This window comes from Massilia sp. Se16.2.3 (genome assembly GCF_014171595.1).
Classification (GTDB): Bacteria; Pseudomonadota; Gammaproteobacteria; order Burkholderiales; family Burkholderiaceae_D; genus Telluria.
The window spans coordinates 1380369-1400100 of the sequence record NZ_CP050451.1 but is presented as its reverse complement, the minus strand read 5'-3'; the positions used below and the strand labels follow the sequence as shown (position 1 = coordinate 1400100).

Annotated in this window: 20 protein-coding genes and 1 tRNA gene; 6 read left to right on the top strand and 15 right to left on the bottom strand. The window is 64.9% G+C overall.

The genetic code is table 11. The features are described 5' to 3' along the window. The first annotated feature begins 31 nt into the window (after positions 1–31). On the top strand, positions 32–1678 hold the full coding sequence (locus tag G4G31_RS06480) for a ShlB/FhaC/HecB family hemolysin secretion/activation protein (RefSeq protein ID WP_202033708.1): 1647 nt from the start codon (positions 32–34) through the stop codon (positions 1676–1678). Between the two features lie 158 nt (positions 1679–1836). On the opposite strand, the gene G4G31_RS06475 is transcribed toward G4G31_RS06480, so the two are convergent. Further along, positions 1837–3825, bottom strand: a complete 1989-nt coding sequence (locus G4G31_RS06475) for a PhoX family phosphatase (RefSeq protein WP_182990756.1) — start codon at positions 3823–3825, stop codon at positions 1837–1839. 248 nt (positions 3826–4073) lie between these two features. Between G4G31_RS06475 and G4G31_RS06470 the strand changes: the two genes are divergently transcribed. The 3 genes from G4G31_RS06470 (at position 4074) to G4G31_RS06460 (ending at position 5547) form a co-directional block, all read left to right on the top strand. Then, positions 4074–4562 (top strand): type VI secretion system tube protein Hcp, encoded by a 489-nt coding sequence (locus G4G31_RS06470; RefSeq protein ID WP_182990755.1) that lies wholly within the window; start codon positions 4074–4076, stop codon positions 4560–4562. Then, positions 4562–4981: a L,D-transpeptidase gene (locus tag G4G31_RS06465; RefSeq protein ID WP_182990754.1), complete on the top strand. Its 420-nt coding sequence runs from the start codon at positions 4562–4564 to the stop codon at positions 4979–4981. Before G4G31_RS06470 ends, G4G31_RS06465 begins: the two co-directional genes overlap by 1 nt. Before the next feature lie 107 nt (positions 4982–5088). Then, positions 5089–5547 carry a hypothetical protein gene (locus tag G4G31_RS06460; RefSeq protein WP_182990753.1) on the top strand — a complete coding sequence of 153 codons (459 nt, stop codon included), beginning with the start codon at positions 5089–5091 and terminating at the stop codon, positions 5545–5547. A 182-nt stretch (positions 5548–5729) separates the two neighbouring features. On the opposite strand, the gene ychF is transcribed toward G4G31_RS06460, so the two are convergent. The 3 genes from ychF to G4G31_RS06445 form a co-directional block, all read right to left on the bottom strand. Further along, complete coding sequence (ychF, locus tag G4G31_RS06455) at positions 5730–6821, bottom strand: redox-regulated ATPase YchF (protein ID WP_182990752.1); 1092 nt, start codon at positions 6819–6821, stop codon at positions 5730–5732. 165 nt (positions 6822–6986) lie between these two features. Further along, complete coding sequence (locus tag G4G31_RS06450) at positions 6987–7943, bottom strand: patatin-like phospholipase family protein (protein ID WP_229425411.1); 957 nt, start codon at positions 7941–7943, stop codon at positions 6987–6989. Positions 7944–8160: 217 nt separating this feature from the next. After that, entirely contained in the window at positions 8161–8691 is a 531-nt protein-coding gene (locus G4G31_RS06445) for a glutaredoxin family protein (RefSeq protein WP_182990751.1), read from the bottom strand. Positions 8692–9114: 423 nt separating this feature from the next. Between G4G31_RS06445 and G4G31_RS06440 the strand changes: the two genes are divergently transcribed. Beyond that, a complete protein-coding gene (locus tag G4G31_RS06440; protein WP_182990750.1) occupies positions 9115–10575 on the top strand; it encodes a vanadium-dependent haloperoxidase in 1461 nt (486 codons plus the stop codon). Positions 10576–10648: 73 nt separating this feature from the next. Here G4G31_RS06440 and G4G31_RS06435 read toward each other — a convergent pair whose 3' ends face one another. From G4G31_RS06435 to G4G31_RS06395, 11 genes are all read right to left on the bottom strand, one after another. Continuing rightward, complete coding sequence (locus G4G31_RS06435) at positions 10649–11062, bottom strand: hypothetical protein (protein WP_210283278.1); 414 nt, start codon at positions 11060–11062, stop codon at positions 10649–10651. Between the two features lie 63 nt (positions 11063–11125). Next, positions 11126–12457 carry a GGDEF domain-containing protein gene (locus G4G31_RS06430; RefSeq protein WP_182990748.1) on the bottom strand — a complete coding sequence of 444 codons (1332 nt, stop codon included), beginning with the start codon at positions 12455–12457 and terminating at the stop codon, positions 11126–11128. A gap of 155 nt (positions 12458–12612) precedes the next feature. Continuing rightward, the gene (gene pth / locus G4G31_RS06425; protein ID WP_182990747.1) at positions 12613–13197 is read right to left on the bottom strand and encodes an aminoacyl-tRNA hydrolase; all 585 of its coding nucleotides are present in this window, start codon (positions 13195–13197) and stop codon (positions 12613–12615) included. 179 nt (positions 13198–13376) lie between these two features. Continuing rightward, complete coding sequence (locus G4G31_RS06420; protein WP_182990746.1) at positions 13377–13955, bottom strand: 50S ribosomal protein L25/general stress protein Ctc; 579 nt, start codon at positions 13953–13955, stop codon at positions 13377–13379. A gap of 194 nt (positions 13956–14149) precedes the next feature. Beyond that, positions 14150–15100, bottom strand: a complete 951-nt coding sequence (locus G4G31_RS06415) for a ribose-phosphate pyrophosphokinase (RefSeq protein WP_182990745.1) — start codon at positions 15098–15100, stop codon at positions 14150–14152. Positions 15101–15244: 144 nt separating this feature from the next. After that, positions 15245–15321, bottom strand: a tRNA-Gln gene (locus G4G31_RS06410). Between the two features lie 66 nt (positions 15322–15387). Continuing rightward, positions 15388–16272 carry a 4-(cytidine 5'-diphospho)-2-C-methyl-D-erythritol kinase gene (gene ispE / locus G4G31_RS06405; protein WP_182990744.1) on the bottom strand — a complete coding sequence of 295 codons (885 nt, stop codon included), beginning with the start codon at positions 16270–16272 and terminating at the stop codon, positions 15388–15390. After that, positions 16272–16475: a lipoprotein insertase outer membrane protein LolB gene (locus tag G4G31_RS25380; protein ID WP_229425712.1), complete on the bottom strand. Its 204-nt coding sequence runs from the start codon at positions 16473–16475 to the stop codon at positions 16272–16274. Before G4G31_RS25380 ends, ispE begins: the two co-directional genes overlap by 1 nt. Before the next feature lie 61 nt (positions 16476–16536). After that, complete coding sequence (locus G4G31_RS25375; RefSeq protein ID WP_267873659.1) at positions 16537–16887, bottom strand: lipoprotein insertase outer membrane protein LolB; 351 nt, start codon at positions 16885–16887, stop codon at positions 16537–16539. 66 nt (positions 16888–16953) lie between these two features. Next, complete coding sequence (locus tag G4G31_RS25370; protein ID WP_229425410.1) at positions 16954–17445, bottom strand: M48 family metallopeptidase; 492 nt, start codon at positions 17443–17445, stop codon at positions 16954–16956. Then, entirely contained in the window at positions 17378–18727 is a 1350-nt protein-coding gene (locus G4G31_RS06395; protein ID WP_229425409.1) for a lipopolysaccharide assembly protein LapB, read from the bottom strand. The genes G4G31_RS25370 and G4G31_RS06395 overlap by 68 nt, the downstream gene beginning before the upstream one ends. Positions 18728–18879: 152 nt before the next feature. Here G4G31_RS06395 and mutM point away from each other — a divergent pair, with 152 nt between their 5' ends. Then, positions 18880–19713 carry a bifunctional DNA-formamidopyrimidine glycosylase/DNA-(apurinic or apyrimidinic site) lyase gene (gene mutM, locus G4G31_RS06390; protein WP_182991691.1) on the top strand — a complete coding sequence of 278 codons (834 nt, stop codon included), beginning with the start codon at positions 18880–18882 and terminating at the stop codon, positions 19711–19713. Positions 19714–19732: the final 19 nt, after the last annotated feature.

Below are 19732 nucleotides of genomic sequence, written 5' to 3'. Positions count from 1 at the left end.
AACTGAAGAACAGCATACTGACTGAGCAACCATGAACAAGCTTCCCCCCTCCTGCCGGCTGCCCTGCTGGCCCTGTCGGCCCATCCGGCGCTTGCCCAGCAGCTGCCCGACGCCGGCCGCCTGCTGCAGGAAAACACCAGGTCCGCCCTGCAGCTGCCGCGTACGGCCCCCCGGCGTCGCGGTCGAGTCGCCGGCGCAGGCCGCGCAGCGCGGCGGCGTCAAGGTCGTGCTGCGCGCCGTCGTCATCGAAGGCAACAGCGTCATCGCCACGCCGGCGCTGCTGGCCGCCCCGGGCGACGTCGACGGCAAGGAATTCGACTTCGCCGGCCTCGATGCCCTCGCGGCGCGCATCACCGCGCATTACCGGGCAGCCGGCTACCCGTTCGCACGCGCCGTGCTGCCGCAGCAGGACGTCTCGGGCGGCACGCTGCGCATCCGCGTCATCGAAGGCCGCTACGGCAAGATCGCCGCCACCGGCACGCCGCAACTGGTGCAAGGCGCCCAGCCTTTCCTCGACCACTTGACGACCGGTGCGCCGATCGAAAGCGGCCAGCTCGAACGCGTGACCCTGATCCTCGACGACCAGCCGGGCATCAAGACCACGCCGTCGATCCGCCCCGGCCAGGCCTATGGCAGCGGCGACCTGATGGTGGGCGTGGCGCGCGAGCAGCCCTACAGCGGCGAAGTCGCGCTCGACAACCACGGCAACCGCTACACCGGCAAGTACCGGGTTCGCGTCGGCCTGGAGCTGAACAGCCCTTTCACCTTCGGCGACCAGATCGCGGTACAGGGCCTCGTCACCGATGAAAAAATGTGGTTCGGTTCGCTCGCCTACAGCCTGCCGCTGGGCTCCTCGGGCCTGCGCGGACGCGCAGGGGTCACCCACTCCTACTACACGCTGGCGGGCGACTTCAGCGCCCTCGACGCCACCGGCACCGCCGACATCGCCAGCGCGGGACTGAGCTACCCGATTGTGCGCTCGCAGCGGCGCAACCTGTCGCTCTCCGGCCAGGTTGAGCACAAGCGGCTGAACGACCGCCAGGGCGCGCTCGACACGCAAGCGGATAAATCGAGCAAGCTTGCCAGCATGGCGCTGAACTTCGACGCCAGGGACGAATTCATCCGCACCGGCATCACCTTCGGCGCCCTGCGCTGGAGCCTGGGCGACCTGAAGCTGGACGACTCGCTGGCCGCGGGCGACCGCATCAGCGCCCATAGCGCCGGCGCTTTCCGCAAGGTCAACCTCGACCTGGCGCGCATCCAGGCGCTGAGCGAACACATCGACCTGTATGGCCGCCTGTCGCGCCAGTGGGCATCAAAAAACCTCGATTCGTCGGAAAAATTCGGCCTCGGCGGCGCCCAGGGCGTGCGCGCCTACCCGAGCGGCGAAGGCTTTGGCGATGCCGGCAGCATCATGCAGGTGGAACTACGCTACACGGCGCAGGACTTCGCGCCTTTCGTATTCCACGACGCCGGCAAGGTCACCGTCAACCGCAAGCCGTGGACCGGCGACAGCAACAAGCGCAGCCTCTCGGGCAGCGGCATCGGCCTGCGCTACCACCACGGCCAGTGGTATGCCAACCTGGTCGCCGCCTGGCGCGGCCGTGGCGGGGTGGCGCAGTCGGATGCAGAAGCCAAGTCGCCGATGGTGCTGGTGGATGTGCAGTACCGGTTTTAAAGCGACGGCGCCTTGTTGGCGCCCGTTTTTTGTGCGCCGCGGGCGTGCCGGCCTTGAAAAGCGTGGAGTCAGGACTCCACCCTACGGTCATCTCGTTTCGTAGGGTGGAGTCCCGACTCCACGCGTTCCCCCCCAATGTCCACGCGGCGCGCGCGTCATCACCCCTTCGCCACCTTCATCTGGCTCAACTCCGCCGTCAGATACCCCACCGCCGCCCCGAACTTGTCCTTGTAGTTCGCCCGCACCAATGGATCGAGCGTGCCCTTCACCACGTTGTGGATCCCACCCCAATCCCCCGCGTGCTGGAAGTTACTCATGATGTAGGTCCAGCCATTGAGTTCGTCGACCGCATGCAGCCCGGTCGACTCGCCACCCGCCGGAATCGACATCACGCGCGCCAGCTGCTTCGTGTCGACGTTATAGGCCCACAGGAAGTTGTTGACGTGCTCGCCGCTGTCCTCGCCGATGAACAGGGTGCGCATCTTTTCCGAGAACTTCAAATTGTCCGGATTGCCGATGCGCTCCGGATTGGCCGTGTTACCCAAGGCGTCGGCGGCGATGTCTTCGCCCGTCAGCAAGGCCTTCAGGTCGACCGGCATCCACTCGCTGTCGATCGCTGCGCCATTCGTATCCTTCTGGCCGCCCTTCAGGTTCAGCGCCATCACCGCGCCGGCATTGAGCGCCTTCGGAATCGCCACGCCATTGCCCGGCACGTTCAGCGCGTGGCCCGCCACCATCGCACTCTGGCAGTTCTGCAGCGCCGAGTAGGCGATCTTGTCCCTGGCGTTGACGGTGGTGCCCTCCATCTTGGTAAATCCCATCGACGCGCCCACCAGGGCGGCGTAGAGGTGGGTCTCGAGGAAAGCCGCCGCCTTCTCCATGCCCGGCACCAGCTTGATCCATTCGATGGCGCCGTTCGCCGTCACCTTCGTGAACGACGCGTCCTGCGGATCAAGCGTGCGCACGTCCATGATCTGCTGCGGCTTGATGCTGACGGCCAGCGCGCGGATCTCGTTGCTGGTGGCTGAACCGAGCTTGATCCAGGTGAGCGGCGCGGCGGCACCCTGCGGGTCGAGCGAGAAGCCGGCGCCGACCTTCGCCACGTACAGGGTGCCCGAGGACAGGTCCCTGGCCTTGTCGGCAACGAAGACGAAGTAGCCGCTGTTGGTGGCGTCGTCGCCCATCAGCACGGTGCGTTCGTCCGGCATCACCTGCACCAGCTCGTGCGAGATGCGGCCCAGGCAGAAGTGCTTCTTGATGGACGCCGTGCCGTCCGGCTTGACCGTCACTTCCGGCAGGTGGCCGTAGTTGTAGGGATTGGCCTGGGTTTCGCTGCCGTATAGATTCTTGCTGAAGGCCCTGAACTGGGCGTCGCTTGCGGCAGTAAAGGCGTTCGGCTCGTACTCTTCGCTCGACAGGTGGGTTCCCCAGGGCGACAGGCTGGCGCCGCAGGTGATCCACAGGCCCTCGACGCTCGAGGTATCGACGTTGTGGTACTTCACCAGGGTGAGCTTGCCGGTGGCCCCGTCCTGGTCGAGCGTGAGCACGCCGATCGGCGACGGCAGGCGGCCATACATGCCCGTCTTGCCGTCCTGGGCGAAGGTCGTGTACTCGAACTGGACGACTGCGAACACGGGCTTGCCCTTCACGCCGGGCACGCTGGCGTTCGGTACGCTCAAGAGGGACGTGCCATCCGGCGCATCCGAGAAGAACTGGCGCTCCTTGCCCGGCACGGTGGTGTCGATGATGGGCTGGTTGCGGATGTCATAGTAGCCGCCGGCCAGCACGTTGCCGCCGCTGCCGTTGGGGACCATGTCGCCGGTGATGAAGAAGGGTTGATAGGCCAGCTTGAAGTCCAACTTGCTGGAATCGCTGAAGTTCACCGTCATGGTCGAGCCGACGGTGTTGGTCGCCATCGCGGCCGGGTTGGCCAGGGTCGGCGCCGGCATCGAGGCGAAGGAGACGGAGCCGAGGGTGACGACAGGTGCCGGCAGGGTCGCCACGGGCGTGTCCTTGTCGTCGTTGCCACCGCAAGCGCTCAGCAGCGAAGCGCCGGCGACGCCCGCCAGCGGCAGCATCGGCGTGGCACCCAGCATGCGCAGCAGGCGGCGGCGGGACAGTTCGGGGGTGGCGGGGTTGGAACTCATGCGTCTTCTCTCCAGGTCGTACGGCGGGTGCCGCGTTCATGGAGGCGCAGAATAGTGGAGGCGTGTGTCAGCTTGATGACAGGACGGCATCGTGCTTCGGCGTATAAACATTCATCAGTACAACAATGGCGTCGATGCCGACGGTGCACTACCCATCACGTTGCTCCCGCCCTTCCCTCCTTTTGATGCCCGACAGGTTTCAATAAACACAACACAGCCAGAATGCCTCACCACATAACGGAGGCATCATGGCAGTAGACTACTACCTGCAGCTGGACGGCATCAAAGGCGAATCGACCGACAGCAAACACCAGGGTTGGATCGAGTGCACGATGGTGCACTGGGAAATCAAACAACCCAGAAGCGCGACCGCATCCACTGGCGGCGGGCACACCGCGGAGCGGGCTGAACTCACCGAAATCAGCATCAGCAAACTGATCGACATCGCCTCGCCGATCCTTGCGCAAACCTGCGCATGCGGCAAGACGATTCCAAAGGCAAAGCTCGAGATGCTGCGCGCTGACGGTAACGGTGAGCCGATCAAATATTTCGAAGTCGAGCTCGAGAATGTACTGATCGGCCACCTGGCGCCCAGTTTCGGCGGCGACTTCCCGGCCGAGACCCTGGGTCTCAAGTTCTCCAAGGTACGGTGGAAGTACACCCAGCAGAAGATCGCAGGCGGTAGCACCGGCAACACGACCGGCGGCTGGGACCTGGCGACGAACAGGATCGCGTGATGCGCGCGACCGGCTCCTCCCCCATGCCTGGGGCGCCGAAGTCGCGCAAGCTCATCAAGGTCGACCTGAGGGCGCAGCTGGTGGATGCTTACGATGGAAGCGAACGCGTCCACCGCTTCGCATGCGTCAGCGGCGACAAGGATCACGCGACCGATCGCGGCAAGTTCAAGGTCCAGCGCAAGCACCCGATCTACCGCAGCCGTGCCTACAATGTGCAAATGAACTACGCCATGTTTTTCACCGCCGACGGCAAGGCTTTGCACCAGTACCATGGCGCAGTGCCACTGAGCGTCGTGCGTACGTTCCGCAGCAAGGTCAGCGAATGGTTCGGATCGCACGGCTGCGTGCGCTTGTCGGAAACGGATGCGCGGATTCTGTTCGAGTGGACACCGCTCGGCACCACCGTGGAGGTATTCTAATGCGGCCGCGACCTGTTACTCGCTTACTGCTCTTTGGCGCCGGACTGTTTGTGACAGGGCTGGCCACGGGTATTGCGATCACCAGTTGGGCGTCGTCACCTTCACACGTGGCGATCGGTGAAGGCGCCACGCTGGTGAGTTTTTTGCCGGACGCGGTGATGTCCCTGAGCTATGCAACGCCGAACGGCATGACCACGGCGCAGCGCTCCGCAGCGAGCGCGCCCTATCACATCCTTTCTACCTTTACAGATGGCCGGCCGGCCCAGCGCTGCAGTGCATCCGAGGACATGGCGAGGCGTCTCGGCAAGCTGGCAACGCTGACGGCGCGGCGCGGCCTCTCGCGCGAGCAGCGCGAAGCCGCGTTTCCCGATCAGCTGGGCGTCATCGACGTCCGCGACACGGTCATCGCCGAGCCGGCCGGGCCGGTGCTGGTGTTCGCGAACAAGGACCGGACCGCGCTTGCCGTCGTTGTTGATGGCGGCGCCGCCGAGGTGACGCTGCAGGCGGCGGAACTGGAATGGATGGAGAAGGCTTGCTTGGGATTTCCCTCGACAGCACAAAGATAGATATGTGATGGGGTCTGGCGGCATGAGGGGCTGCCATGGCGACATGCCCCCACCTGATCAGCACCACCAATAAATTGATCAATGCCCGCAGCCGGCCGATCATGCATGCAACAACGCCCCGGCTCCAGAGGAGTGCGGGGCGTTTATTGTTCAGCGGGATCCGTCAGGTTCTGGCTTGATGCTTAGACGTTGAACAGGAAGTTCAACACATCCCCATCCTTGACAATATATTCCTTGCCCTCGGCCCGCATCTTGCCCGCTTCCTTGGCGCCCGCTTCACCCTTGTAGGCGATGTAGTCGTCATAGGAAATCGTCTGCGCGCGGATGAAGCCGCGTTCGAAGTCGGTGTGGATCACGCCGGCCGCCTGCGGGGCGGTGGCGCCGACTTTCACGGTCCAGGCGCGTACTTCCTTCACGCCGGCGGTGAAATAAGTCTGCAGGCCGAGCAGTTTATAGGCGGCGCGGATCAGGCGGTCCAGGCCCGGCTCTTCCATGCCCATGTCGCCCAGGAAAGCGGCCTTGTCGGCGTCGTCGAGGTCGGCGATTTCCGATTCGATCGCGGCGGAAATGGCCACGATCGGCGCGTTCTGCTTCTTCGCGAATTCGCTCAACTGGTCCAGCAGCGGGTTGTTGGTGAAGCCGGTGTCGGAGACATTGGCCACGTACATGGCCGGCTTGGCCGTGATCAGGTGCAGTTCGCGGATCAGGGCCATTTCGTCGGCATCCAGGCCCATCGTGCGCACTGGCTGGCCTTCGTTCAGGTGCGGCAGCATGCGCTCGCAGATGGCGACCAGTTTCGCCGCATCCTTGTCGCCCGAGCGCGCCTTCTTGTTTTCACGGTGGATCGCCTTTTCGACGGCGCCCAGGTCGGCCAGCGCCAGCTCGGTCTGGATGACTTCGATGTCGTCGATCGGGCTGACTTTACCGGCGACGTGGATCACGTTGTCGTCCTCGAAGCAGCGCACCACGTTGACGATGGCGTCGGTTTCGCGGATGTGCGACAGGAACTGGTTGCCCAGGCCCTCGCCTTTCGACGCGCCCGCCACCAGGCCGGCGATGTCGACGAATTCCACGATGGCCGGCACGATGCGCTCGGGCTTGACGATGTCGGCCAGCGCCTGCATGCGCGGGTCCGGCACCTCGACCACGCCAACGTTCGGCTCGATGGTGCAGAACGGGTAGTTCTCAGCCGGGATGCCGGCCTTGGTCAGCGCATTGAACAGGGTGGACTTGCCGACGTTGGGCAGGCCGACGATGCCGCATTGGAGACTCATGGAAATTCTTTCTTTCGGATAGGGATGGAGCGCGAGCTTGCACGACAGCGCGCAACTCGGAAACCCCACATTGTAACCGGGGATGGCCTCGCATGCCGCAAAAACAGGCGGGGCAGCGACCGCGTCCGCCACAGTCTGCGCCGTGCCGCGCGCTGCCCGGCAAGCTCAGATCGCGCGCAGGCGGCTTGGGTCGGGATTGGCGACGAAGTCGGCGAACTCGTCGCGCAGGCGCTGCCCTTCGCGCATGGCCGTGGTCCAGGCACGTACTCTGGCATCGTGGTCGAGTCCATAGCGATTGAAGTCGCTGCGGTCTGGCAGCTTGCCGTTCGGCAGGGTTTTCAGGAACGCGGGCGAAGGTGAAACGATCAGCACGTTATCGAGCCAGGCACGGTTCGGCCCACGGGCAGCGCGGCGCCAGGGCATCGCCTTGTCGAGCCAGCCAGGCACGATGTGCTCGTTGAAATGCGGGTAGAGGACGACGGCGCCCGGCTCGTTCTGCTCCAGCCGCGCATAGGGCAAGGCCAGATGGTAGTCGATGATGCCGCCATCCCAGTAGTGGCCATCGGGCGCACCGGGAATTCCCCTTACCGGCGGCATGATCAGCGGCAGTGTGCCGGAAGCAAGCAGGCTCGAGGCCAGGTTGTTTCCGGTGAGCGGCGCGAAATGGGTAGTGAAGGCGTCGAATTGGTCGCGTAGCCAGTTCGCCGGGGCGCGGCAGTCGGCAATGACCACGCGCTCGAGCAGGCCGGCCAGGCGTGCACGCGAAGCAAAGTTGGTGAGCGCGGCGGCAGCGAAACCGCGCATTTCGGCGCGGCGGTGCGCGGGCGCGCTGAGCGCTCCCTGCCGCGCACGGCCAGCAGGTGCAGGCGGTGCTGCGGGTGCGCCACGATGTCGTCCTCGTGGTCCGCGGACGAATTCGTGCAGGAAGCCGCGCACCACCTCGTCGATCTGCTGGGGGCTGGGCTTGGTGTTGGTGTAGCGCTGGCCGGCATACAGTTCGCCCAGGCGGGCAAATGCGCGTACCGGATCGCGCTGGCAGGCGGCGGCCATGCGCCAGGCGCCGATCGAGGAACCGATCAGGATGCGCTCGCGCGGCGCGCCAGGCAGCCAGTCGCCGAACACGAACTGGTCGAGCGCCCTGGAAGATCAGGCCCTTGGGGCCGCCGGCGGCGGCGGGGATGACGGCAACGTCCGATGCACGCAAGCCATGCGCGCGGATCTGGGCCAGCGCACGGGGGCCGGCGTGGAAATGAAGTGCACTCATGGGCTGGATTATCGCAGGACGAGCGGGGTCTTGCCGACGTGGCCCCTTTGCATGCGGGTCAACAGGCCTGCCGGGTTAATTGTCCAGCAAGCGCAGGAATTCATCGGAATCGAAACCGTTCTTCATTTCCTGGTTGCGCACAAGCAGATAGGGAGTCCCGGTCGCGCCACGGCGCATGAATTCGTCCTGGCAACTGCGGTCGACAGTCATATTGCATTCCTTGAAGGGAAAGCCATATTGGTTCAGCCACGCCTTGGCCTGATGGCAATAGACGCACGTGGTGGTGGTGTACATCACGACATCGCCTGGCCGCACGGTCGCCGCCATGGCGCGCGGATCGAGGGCCACGAACTCTTCCGTTTCCTCGCTGCGCAGCTTGTTCCAGTGCTGATAGGAAGCCCATCCCGCGCAGGCCAGCACGCCAAGCAGCAGCAGCTTGCCCCAGGGGATATCCCAGGCCTGGGCAGGCGGCGGCGCCGCCGTACTCACGACTGCCTGCGCTTGCCCGACTTTGGCATAGCAGACACCGCAGACCGGACACTGCCACTCGGGATTGGTCGCGTTGGGCGGGCGCACATGGGCGCATTTGGGGCAGATGGTGGGCATGGGTGGAGTCGGCAGCGCACGCCGCCTTCGGTCTGGGAATATACAAAAAACAAGTATAGGTTTCCGCCAAATTTCCTGTCAACAAGTATCCCGCTACCTCAAGTGTTGCCAGCGCCCCATGGCAGGCGCGCCGACGGTTCCCTGTACTAATGGGCAAGCGGAAAGATTCTCGTCAGCACATTAATGCTGAGCAGAATTCGTGCTGGGCGAAGTCAAGCCGGATCGCTGTTCCGCTTGTCTTGCAGCTCGTCCGTTCCTAAGCTCGACTTCACGACCGGGGACCGCACTGTCTGCCAGAGCGCCCCGCCATTTCGACTCGGGTACCATTTCCGACAGGAGAGTCACCATGAAGTCGCGCGCTGCGCTGTTGTACTCGCTGTTGTGCTGTTCCCTGTTCACCTCCTTCGCCCCCCCTGCGTCGGCTTGCAGCCCCCCATCGGCGGCGGGCCTGTCTACCGCACCCAGCCGGGCACGCGCGAGTTGCCGCCACGCTACGCGCCCCCTGCCGGGCCGAACGCCACGGCGCGCCTAGCCTATTGGAACGAGGTGGCACTGCGGGCCGTCGCCGTCGACCATACGCCAGCCGTGGTGGGTAGCGTCGAGCGCGAAGCCGAGCAGTTGGGGCCGACACGCACGTCCCGGGCGATGGCGATCGTCCACCTTGCCGTGTACGACGCACTCAATGCCATCGCCCGGCGCTACCCCGGCTACAGCGGGCAGTTGGACGCGCTTCCCGACAGTTCGCAGGATGCCGCCATCGCCCAGGCGACGCACGACACCCCGGTTGCGCTCTATCCGCGCCAGAAGGAGCGCTTCGACACCTGGCTGCGCGCCGACCTGGCGCGCCTGCCGGGCGGGCGCGCCAGATTCAACGGCGCCGACGTGGGCCGGCGCGCCGCGGCGGCAATCCTGGCGCTGCGCGCCAATGACGGCAACTACGAGCACGAGCCAGTGGTCGGCGAGGACTACCCGGTGAGCAACGCGCCTGGCAGCTGGCGCCCGGATCCGGTCAGCCGCAGCCCCATCGCGCTCGGCGCCTGGTGGCCGCGCGTGCGCCCCTTTGTCCTGCAGTCGGGCGACCAGTTCCGGGTGCCGCCACCACCGGCGCTGACGAGCGAAGCCTATACCCGTGCCTTCTACGAAGTGAAGCAGCTGGGCGGCGATGGCGTGGCTACGCCGACCAAACGTACCCGCGACCAGACCGTTGCCGGCATCTACTGGGCCTACGACAGCACCGGCTGGATCGGCACGCCGGCGCGCCTGTTCAACCAGATCACCACCCAGCTGGCCCTGCGGCGCAGCAGCGACGCGCTGGAACTGGCGCGCACCCTGGCACTGGTGAACGTGGCCATGGCCGACGCGACGATCGCCGTGTGGAACGCGAAGTACGACTACGATTTCTGGCGCCCGGTGACGGCGATCCGCGAAGCAGGCCCCGGTACGGGCCCTACCGGAACTGGCGACGGCAATCCGCGCACCCATGCCGCCCCCGCCTGGACACCGCTGGGCGCACCCGCCAGCAACCTGACCGGCCCGAATTTCACGCCACCCTTCCCGTCCTACGTCTCGGGTCACGCCGGCTTTTGCGGCTCGACCTTCCACATGCTGCGCAAGCTCTACGGCGACAAGCTGCGCTTCAGCTTTGTTTCGGACGAGTTCAACGGCATCACGCGCGACAACCAGGGCCGGGTGCGGCCACGCCTGCCGCGTAGCTATGGATCGCTGACCCAGGCCGAAGAAGAAGCCGGCCAGAGCCGGATCTACCTGGGCGTGCACTGGCAGTTCGACAAGACAGCAGGTTGGGACCTCAGCCACCAGGTGGCCGAGGCCATCCTGGCGCGCGGGCTGGTGCAGCCGGATGCGGCGCCGCCGACCCAGCCTTGATGAAGCGATGTAGATGCCGGCAGCGCACCGGGCTGGAACCACTCCCCGTTGCGCTGCCGGGCCCGGGTGCAAATCAGTGTGCCTGCCGGCCTGCTTGTTCCATGCGGGCGCGCCGCCACATCGCCCAGAATACACAGGCGGAGAGTGCGCCGGCCGGCACCATCCCCGACAGATCGTCCGGATTGAGGGGGTTTGGAAGGCGCAGAATCGCCGCAACCACCACAGGCACGACCAGGCCGGCGAGGAAGATCGTGAAAAAATTCACGAGCCGATAACGGCTTAGCAAGAAGTACGCGGGTACGGCGACTCCCAGGCTCGATATCGCCGCAAAGATGTAGAGGATGGGAATGAGGCCCAGTGAGAGCCGCCAGTTGGTTCGTCCCTGGACAATGTCCGCCAAGGCCAGGGCCAGGACGGCGACCAGCGGCGCAGTAGCGAATGCCACGAGGAGCCGTGGTCGCGGAATGTGGATGTCGTCGCGTGCCACCGCTTCTTCTTGCCTGGTCACGTCAGCACTTCGTGCACATCGCCCACGGCGTCGTCCCAGGGGTCAGGCCGTACGGGCCGCATGGCCGCCCGGCACCGTGCAGATGCGGTTACGTCCGCCCTGCTTCGCTTCGTACAGCATCGCGTCGGCGCGCAGGAACAGTTCGTTCTCGCTCTTGTATTCCGGGTAGGCGGCAAGGCCGCCACTGAACGAGAAGTGGCGCACCTCGCCCGGCTTGACCTCGAAGGCGATCGCGCCGAAGCTCTGGCGCATCGCGTCGAGGCGGCGCCAGCCTTCGTCCAGGGTGCGGCCCCAGAACACGACGACGAATTCCTCGCCGCCGAAGCGGCTGAGCAGGTCGCCGTCCTCGAGCTGGGCGGCCAGCGTCAGTGCCAGGCGCTTGATGACGATATCGCCGAAATGGTGGCCCCAGGTGTCGTTGATGGTCTTGAACTTGTCGATGTCGACCACGCCGAAGGCGAGCGGCTGCCCTTCCTGTCCTGCCTGGCGAATCAGTTCCTGGGCTTTCCGTTGCAGGCCGACCTTGTTCAGGAGGCCCGTGGCGCGGTCCTTGCCGATCAGGTCCTTGTTGACGCGGATCTTGTTGGCGCGGTTGACCAGCTGGGCGGCGACCAGGTCGGCGTCGCCCAGCATGACGATGGCGTCGAAGCCGCTGGCCAGGGCGCGCCGGGTCAGGCCCGGGTCGAGCTGGCGCTGCAACAGGATGATTTCGCGCACCGGATCGGCTTCCATGTTCTTCTTGAGCACGCGCACCAGCGCCTCGGTGCGTTCGTAGTCGGCGTCGGTGATGAGCACCAGGTCAGGCTGCTGCTCCTTCACGCACAGGTGCAGGGTCTGCGGATCGGGATGGTGCTTGAGCTCGAGGCGCTGCTCGAGCAGGGCGGCGGCGTCCAGGTGGGCCGGCACGTTCAGGCCGACAACACGGATCAGGTCGCCGCGCTTTCGCTGGACGAACAGGTTGAACAGCTTGTCGACGAGGACGTCGTTGGCGATCGGCTTTTCCGCATAGGCCAGGCAATTGCTGTCGACCAGGCGCTGCTGCAGCAGGAAGCGGCCGCCCTGGCGCGCGCTTTGCAGGTAGACATAGCTTTTTTCGTTCGGCAAGCGCTGCAGCAGTTCGCCCAGCATCAGCGTCTTGCGGCTGTCCTGCATGTCGGCCTGCATGTTGTGCAGGGCGTCGAGGTCGATGACGTACAGGCTGTTGCCGTGGTCGCCCTCGACGGCGGCGACGAAGTCGCGCAGTTCGCTGAAGAACAGGATGTCGAAGTCGTACTTGTGCGCATGCAGCAGCAGTTGCGCCCGGTTGTCCTTGATGAAGAAGTTCTGCGACAACAGCATTACGTGATTCCGGTACAGCGGCGCATCGCTCATCATGTCGGTTCAGCTTTCAAAATCGTCGGAATATCTGTCTTTCTTTGCAACCATACAGAAGAATGGGGGCGACGGGAACAGGCGACAAGCCTTTTTTCGCCGCCGCGGCAAGGTCGTCCGCGCGCCCGTTGCCGTGGGGCGGCACTGGCCTGCCGCCGTCAAGCCGTGTGGAGCTGCATTGTTGCCGTGTCGAGCTTGCCGTCCACCGCCAGCGGAACGATGCGCAGTGCCTTGTCGATCGATTCCTCGATCAGGCTTTGCTCTTCGCGGCGCGGGCGGTGCAGCACGAAGTCGGCCACTCCCTGCTGCAGGTTCAGGCTGCGCGGGTGGCCGATGCCGATGCGCAGTCGCCAGTATTCCTGGGTACCGAGCGCAGCGGTAATGTCCTTCAGGCCATTGTGCCCGCCCGAGGAACCGCCCTTCTTCAGCTTGGCCACGCCCGGCATCAGGTCGAGTTCGTCGTGCACGACCAGCACCTCGTCGGGATTGATTTTATAGAAACGCGCCAGCGCGCCGACCGATTGGCCGGAGCGGTTCATGTAGGTCAGCGGCTCGAGCAGCCAGACCTCCTTGCCGCCAATGGACGTCTTCGCCATCAGCGCATTGAAGCGCGATTCGCGCTGCAGACGGCAGCCCGGCAGGCTGTTGGCAAGATTGTCGACCAGCCAGAAGCCGGCATTGTGGCGGGTTTGTTCGTATTCGGGGCCCGGATTGCCGAGGCCGACGATGAGGCGGATGGACATAGCGGTCGCGTCAGGAAAAAAGGGATTATCGCTTAAGAACGTCCAACAAAACCAGCCTGCCGGGCTGCAGTGCGGGCGCTGCGGTTTTGTTGGGCGCTCTCAAAGAAAAAGCCCGCCGGCTTGCGCACGGCGGGCTTGCTTTCGCTCGCGCCGCTCACGCGGCAGGCGAAGATGACTGCTTACGCTTCGGTGGTGGCGGCGCCACGTGGGATCGACGAGGTGACGACGGTCAGGTTCTGGCCGTGGGTCATCGGGGTCACGCCTTCCGGCAGCTTCAGGTCGTTGACGTGGATCGAGGCACCGGCTTCCAGGTTGCCCAGGTCGACTTCGATGAACTCTGGCAGCTGGCCTGGCAGGCAGGACACTTCCAGCTCGTTCATCACGTGCGAGATGACAGCACCGCTCAGCTTGACGGCTGGCGAGGTCTCGGCGTTGACGAAGTGCAGGGTGACCTTGGTGTGCATCTTCTGCGATGCATCGACGCGCTGGAAGTCAGCGTGCAGGACCAGTTGCTTGTATGCGTGCATCTGGAAGTCGCGCAGGACGACTTGCTGGGTCTGGCCTTCGATTTCCATGTCCAGCACGGAACCGTGGAAAGCTTCTTTCTTGAGCGCGTGGTACAACGCGTTGCCGTCCAGGGCGATCAGCTGCGGAGCTGCGGCGCCACCGTAGATGATGCCAGGGGTCTGGCCAGCGTTGCGCAGGCGGCGGCTCGCTCCGGTGCCCTGCAGGTTGCGATTGAATGCGACTACTTTCATGTGAAACTCCAAGAGTTGTGGGCTCGAATGCCAGGATCTTTCCCGGCCCGGTTGCCCGATGTTGACCGGCTCCCGCGACCAGGAACCGGCTATGATTGAGCGCCAACAGCGCACTCAAGAATTCTTAATCACTGACAGTACAACGGCGCGCCGGCTTTTCAGCCCGGCGCGCCGTGTGGTGAAGCTGGTGTCGATTAGTCGATGAAGAGCGACATCACCGAATCGCCCTTGACGATACGTTTGAACGTTTCGGCCAGCAGCGGAGCACAGGTCAGCTGGCGGATCTTGCCGCAAGCACGGCCGGCTTCGCTCAGCGGGATCGTGTCGGTAACGACCAGTTCATCGAGCGGCGAGTTCGAGATACGCTCGATCGCCGGGCCCGACAGGACCGGGTGGGTGCAATACGCCACGACTTTCTTGGCGCCGCGTTCCTTGAGCACTTCGGCGGCTTTCGTCAGCGTGCCCGCGGTGTCGACCATGTCGTCCATGATCACGCAGTTGCGGCCTTCGACTTCACCGATGATGTTCATGACTTCCGACACGTTCGCCTTCGGACGGCGCTTGTCGATGATCGCCAGGTCGCAGCCGAGGCGCTTGGCCAGCGCACGGGCACGCACCACGCCGCCGACGTCAGGCGACACGACCAGCAGGTCGTCGTAGTTGCGCTTTTGCAGGTCGCCCAGCAGCAGCGGCGATGCGTAGATATTGTCGACCGGGATGTCGAAGAAACCCTGGATCTGGTCGGCGTGCAGGTCCATGATCAGGACGCGCTCGACGCCGGCTTCTTCCAGCATGTTGGCCACCACCTTGGCCGAAATCGCGACGCGCGCCGAGCGTGGACGGCGGTCCTGGCGGGCATAACCGAAGTAGGGAATGGCGGCGGTAATGCGGCCAGCCGATGCGCGCTTGAGAGCGTCGACCATCAGCATGATTTCCATGAGGCTGTCGTTGGTGGGAGCGCAGGTCGACTGCAGGACGAAGACATCCTTGCCACGAACGTTCTCGTTGATTTCGACCATGACTTCGCCGTCGGAGAACTTCGAGACGACTGCTTTACCGAGAGGAATACCGAGGCTTTTTGCGACCCCTTCTGCTAGCGCCGGATTGGCATTGCCGGTAAAAACCATCAGGTTTTCGTAAGCCATGGGAGTCCCAGGAGGTGAGCGTGATTCTTGAAAAACAATCAGCCGGACATGCCGGCTGATTATGCGTTCATTGGTGGATCGCGAGAGCGCTATCACCAGGTTCATCCGCTGGACGCATGGCATCGACAGACCGGACAAATCGAATGGCAGGGGAACAAGGATTCGAACCTTGGTATGCCGGAATCAAAATCCGGTGCCTTAACCAGCTTGGCGATTCCCCTACGCAACTTACAGCTTACCGCAGCATCACATTTTACGTCAGACGCTGCGACAGGCGAAATTTTATTCTACAACATACTGTTTTGCAAGAGCTTTTTCAGCGGGTGTCGTGCCAGCGATCTCGCTTTCCAGGCACGCCAGCGACTCGGCACTGCCTGCAACACCTCATCCGCCTGCGCTTCATCGGGCAGTGCGCAAAACACACACGCCCCTGAGCCAGTCATCCTGGCAGCGCCGTAACGCCCCAGCCATTCGATCGCCTGAGCTACTGGCGGGAACAAGCGGCTTGCCACTGCTTGCAAATCATTCTTCCCAAACGCACTCAACAACTGCGCTTCAGGAAAGTCCGCTATTCTGACGGCTTTCGACTCTCTTGTCAAATCGGGCGCGGTAAAAATTGCCGGCGTCGGGACATGCACTCCCGGTTCGATCACGGCATACCAGCAATCCGGTCCTTCCACTGGCTGCATTGCCTCCCCGACTCCCTCGACAAACGCCGTCTGGCCGTAGATAAAAAAGGGAATGTCCGCACCCAGCGGCAGGCCGATTTCCATCAGTTCGCTGTCCGTGAAACCGCCCTGCCACAGGTGGTTCGCCGCCATCAGGGCGGTGGCCGCATCCGACGAGCCGCCGCCGAGTCCCCCGCCCATCGGCAGGATCTTGTCGATCGCGACATCGATGCCGGGTACGGCGCGGCCATGGCGCTGCTGGAACGCGTCGGCCAGGCGGGTCAAGGCACGGACGATCAGGTCGCTCGCCTCCGGCACCCCGGGAACGTCATTGGTGCGGCGGATGCGGCCGTCATCGCGCAGGTCGAAATGCAGCGTGTCGCCGCGGTCGATCAATTGAAAGACGCTTTGCAGCAGGTGGTAGCCGTCGGCACGGCGGCCGACCACGTGCAGGAACAGGTTCAGCTTGGCCGGGGCCGGGCAATCGTGCAGCGACCTCATCATCACGCGGGCGGGTTGATCGCGATGCGGATTGCCAGTTCACCACCCGTGGCGGTGGCGCTGCGCTCGGCATTGATCACGCTCGGCATCGGCGTGGCACTCCCTTTTTGCCAGGAGACGAACCGCAGGCGCCAGCCGTCGGCCGTGAAGACCTCGCTCCTGGTCCGGCGAGGCGGCGAAGCGCTGGCCGTTGGCGTCGGTCGCATAGCCCCTGCAGCCAGTCGCGCAGGTTCGAGACCGGCAGCGACCAGCCGAGCACCTGCGCGGTCAGGGTGTCGATGTCCTTCGCCGTGCGCGGCGGCGCCGGTTCGCCTGGGTCAGCGTGGCCTCGTCGGGCGTGACCTTGACCATGGCGACGGTCTGCCCGGTGGGTGCGGCCAGGGTGACGTCGATCCGGCCCGGTTGCTGCGACCACTCGAAGTTGACGGTCACGGAACCGGGCTGGCCGTCCTGCTGGTAATTCGCCGACAGGCGTCCGGCGAGCTCGATGCTGTCGCGGTAGGCTGCGGCGGACGTTGCGGCGCCCGGCGCGGCATCCGGCTGCCTGGTGGCGGTGGTGGCGCAGCCGGCAAGCGCGGCGGCAAAGATGAAGGCGGTAAGACGGCGGGTGATCGGCATCGGTCAACAGGAAAGTGGATGGGACGGCGGACGGCATGCGTCCGCCGCGTGACACGCATTCGCGGATTATTTCACAGGGACAAACGCAGGCGCGCCAGCGTGCTGCGCAGGGGGTGTCGTTCTGCGGGTCCTTGGCGCGCGCTTCCAGCCACAGTTGCTGGGCGTCGCTGCGCTTGCCTTTCTGCCACAGGACTTCGCCCGGTGCACGGCGATCTCGGGGTCGCGGCGCAGGCCGTAGGCGCGGCGCAGGTGGGCTTCGGCGGCGTCGAGGTTGCCCAGGCGGTATTCGACCCAGCCCATGCTGTCCATGATGAAGGGGTCTTCCGGCGCCATCGACAGGGCCTTCTCGACCAGCACGCGCGCTTCGTCCAGGCGGGTGTTGCGCTCGGCCAGGGAATAGCCGAGGGCATTGTACGCATGGTGGTTTTCCGGCGCCATGCGCATCACCTCGCGCAGGCTCTGCTCCATCACGTCCAGATGGCCGGTCTTTTCAGCCAGCAGGGCGAAGTCGTACAGCAGGTCCGCGTTGTTCGGGAAGCGCCTGGTGGCGGCCTGCATCAGGGTATAGGCTTGCTCGGCCTGGCCGGCGTCGCGCAGGATCTGCGCCTCGGCCGCCGCCAGTTGCGCCCGGGGCTGCCGGCTCGGCGGGTTTGAGGGAGGCCAGCAGGCGGCGCGCGGCCGGCAGGTCGCCGCCCTTGCCGAGCAGCTGGGCACGGCGCAGCTGGGCGCCGAACAGGGTTTTCTCGTCGCTCTCGGGCAGTTTATCCAGCCAGTCGACGGCTGCCTTCAGGTCGCCGCGCTCCTCGGCCAGCTGGGACAGGATCAGCAGCGCCTTCGAGGGGTCGCGCTCGTCGTCGGGATTGCGGCCCAGCACCTCGACAAAGCGCGCGAAATAGCGCTCCGCCGCGGCCGGGTCCTGCAGCTGGGTCGACAGCACGCCGAGCGCATACAGGGTGGTGACATTGTCCGGCTGCTGCTTGTCGAGCAGCAGGAACTGCTGGCGCGCATCCTCGAAACGCTTCTCGTTGACCAGCAGGCGCGCGTGGGCCGCGCGTACTTCGCGCGCCTCCGGGTTCGCTGCCAGGAATTGCTGCAGCAGGTTGCGCACTTGCGCTTCGTCCTCACCTGCCTGGGCCAGCGTCAGCACGGCGATCTCTGCCTTCGGCTGCAGGGCCAGCGCGGCCTGCGCCTCGCTCCTGGCGCGTGCACGGTCGCCCCGTGCCAGCGCGTTCTGGGCCAGCACCACGTGGCCTTCGAGGCTACCTCGGTAAGGCGTGGCCAGGCGCTCGACCATGGCGGTGGCAGCCTCCTTGTCCTTGGCACGCGTCAGCAGTTGCTGAACCTGGTAGAGCACCACGCCGCGCACGCCGGCCGGCGCGCTTTCCAGGCGCTTGCGGAAGATCTCTTCGGCATCGGCGATATTGTCGGACAGGATCACCATCCCCAGATAGTACTGGGTCGCTTCGTCGGACTGCGGGTCGAGCTGGCGCCACTGGCGCACCGCGGCCAGGGTGTCCTCGGGCTGGCGCGCGGCCATGGCCATTTCGGCGGCGCGGCGCGCCAGGCGCGGATCGCGCGTCTGCTGCGCCAGGCTCATCATCGTCAGGTAGGGCCCCTGCCAGTCGCCGCGGCGAAACGCGAACTCGGCGCGCAGCAGCTGGTTCAGCAGGGTGCTCGTCAGTTCCACTTTCGGCAGGCGTGCCTTCTCGGCGTCGGCGGCGGCCGTCGCTGCCGCCTCGGCGGCGGCCTGGGCGGCGCTCTCGGCATCGGCGGCCACCGCGTCGGCAGCGGCTGCGGCTGCCTGCGCCGATTGCGCAACAGGCTGCGGTTGCGGCGCCACAGCACACGCCGACAGCACCCCGGAGAGAGTTACAATGACGAAAGCGTTTTTCAAGGCAAGTCCATGTGTGGAAGGATGTCCGATTCTACGCTCAAGCCCCGTTTCGCGTGCGGCCCGGCTCCGCCAATTTACAAGAATTTTGTCAGATTTTCATGCCTGAACTCCCCGAAGTAGAAGTCACGCGGCGCGGCGTCGCACCGCACCTGGAAGGACGCGTGGTCGAACAGGTCGTGTTCCGGCGCGAAGGCCTGCGCTGGCCCTTCCCTGCGCACATCGCCGACAAGCTGGTCGGGCAGCGCATCAGCGGTGTCGGCCGGCGCGGCAAATACCTGCTGCTCGGCTTCGACACGGGGACCCTGATCATCCACCTGGGCATGTCGGGCCACCTGCGCGTGCTGCCGCCCGGTGTCGAGCCGAAGAAGCACGACCATTTCGACCTGGTCGTGAGCGACGGCAGCACACAACAGGTATTGCGCCTGCACGACCCGCGCCGTTTCGGCGCCGTGCTCTGGCATGCCAACGACGATGGCGAGCTGGACCAGCACGTCCTGCTGCGCGGCCTCGGCGTCGAACCGCTCGAAGAAGGCTTCTCGGCCGAGCTGCTGTACCGGCAAACGCGCAAGCGCAGTGCGCCGATCAAGGGGGTACTGTTGTCAGGAGACATCGTTGTCGGGGTCGGGAACATCTATGCCTGCGAAAGTCTGTTTCGCGCCGGAATCAGCCCGAAAACACCCGCCGGACGCATCAGCCGCGCCCGCTACGAGCGATTGGCGACGGCAATTCGCGAAGTATTGGCCGCCGCGATCGTGCAGGGCGGCAGTACGCTGCGTGACTTTATTGCAGTAAATGGGCAATCTGGATATTTCCAGCAGACATATTTCGTCTATGATCGTGCTGGAGTGCCTTGCCGCAACTGTGGTGCACTGGTGCAACAGATCAAGCAAGGGCAGCGGTCGACGTTTTATTGCGCGACCTGCCAGCGGTAAGGCCAACTGGATAGAGCGG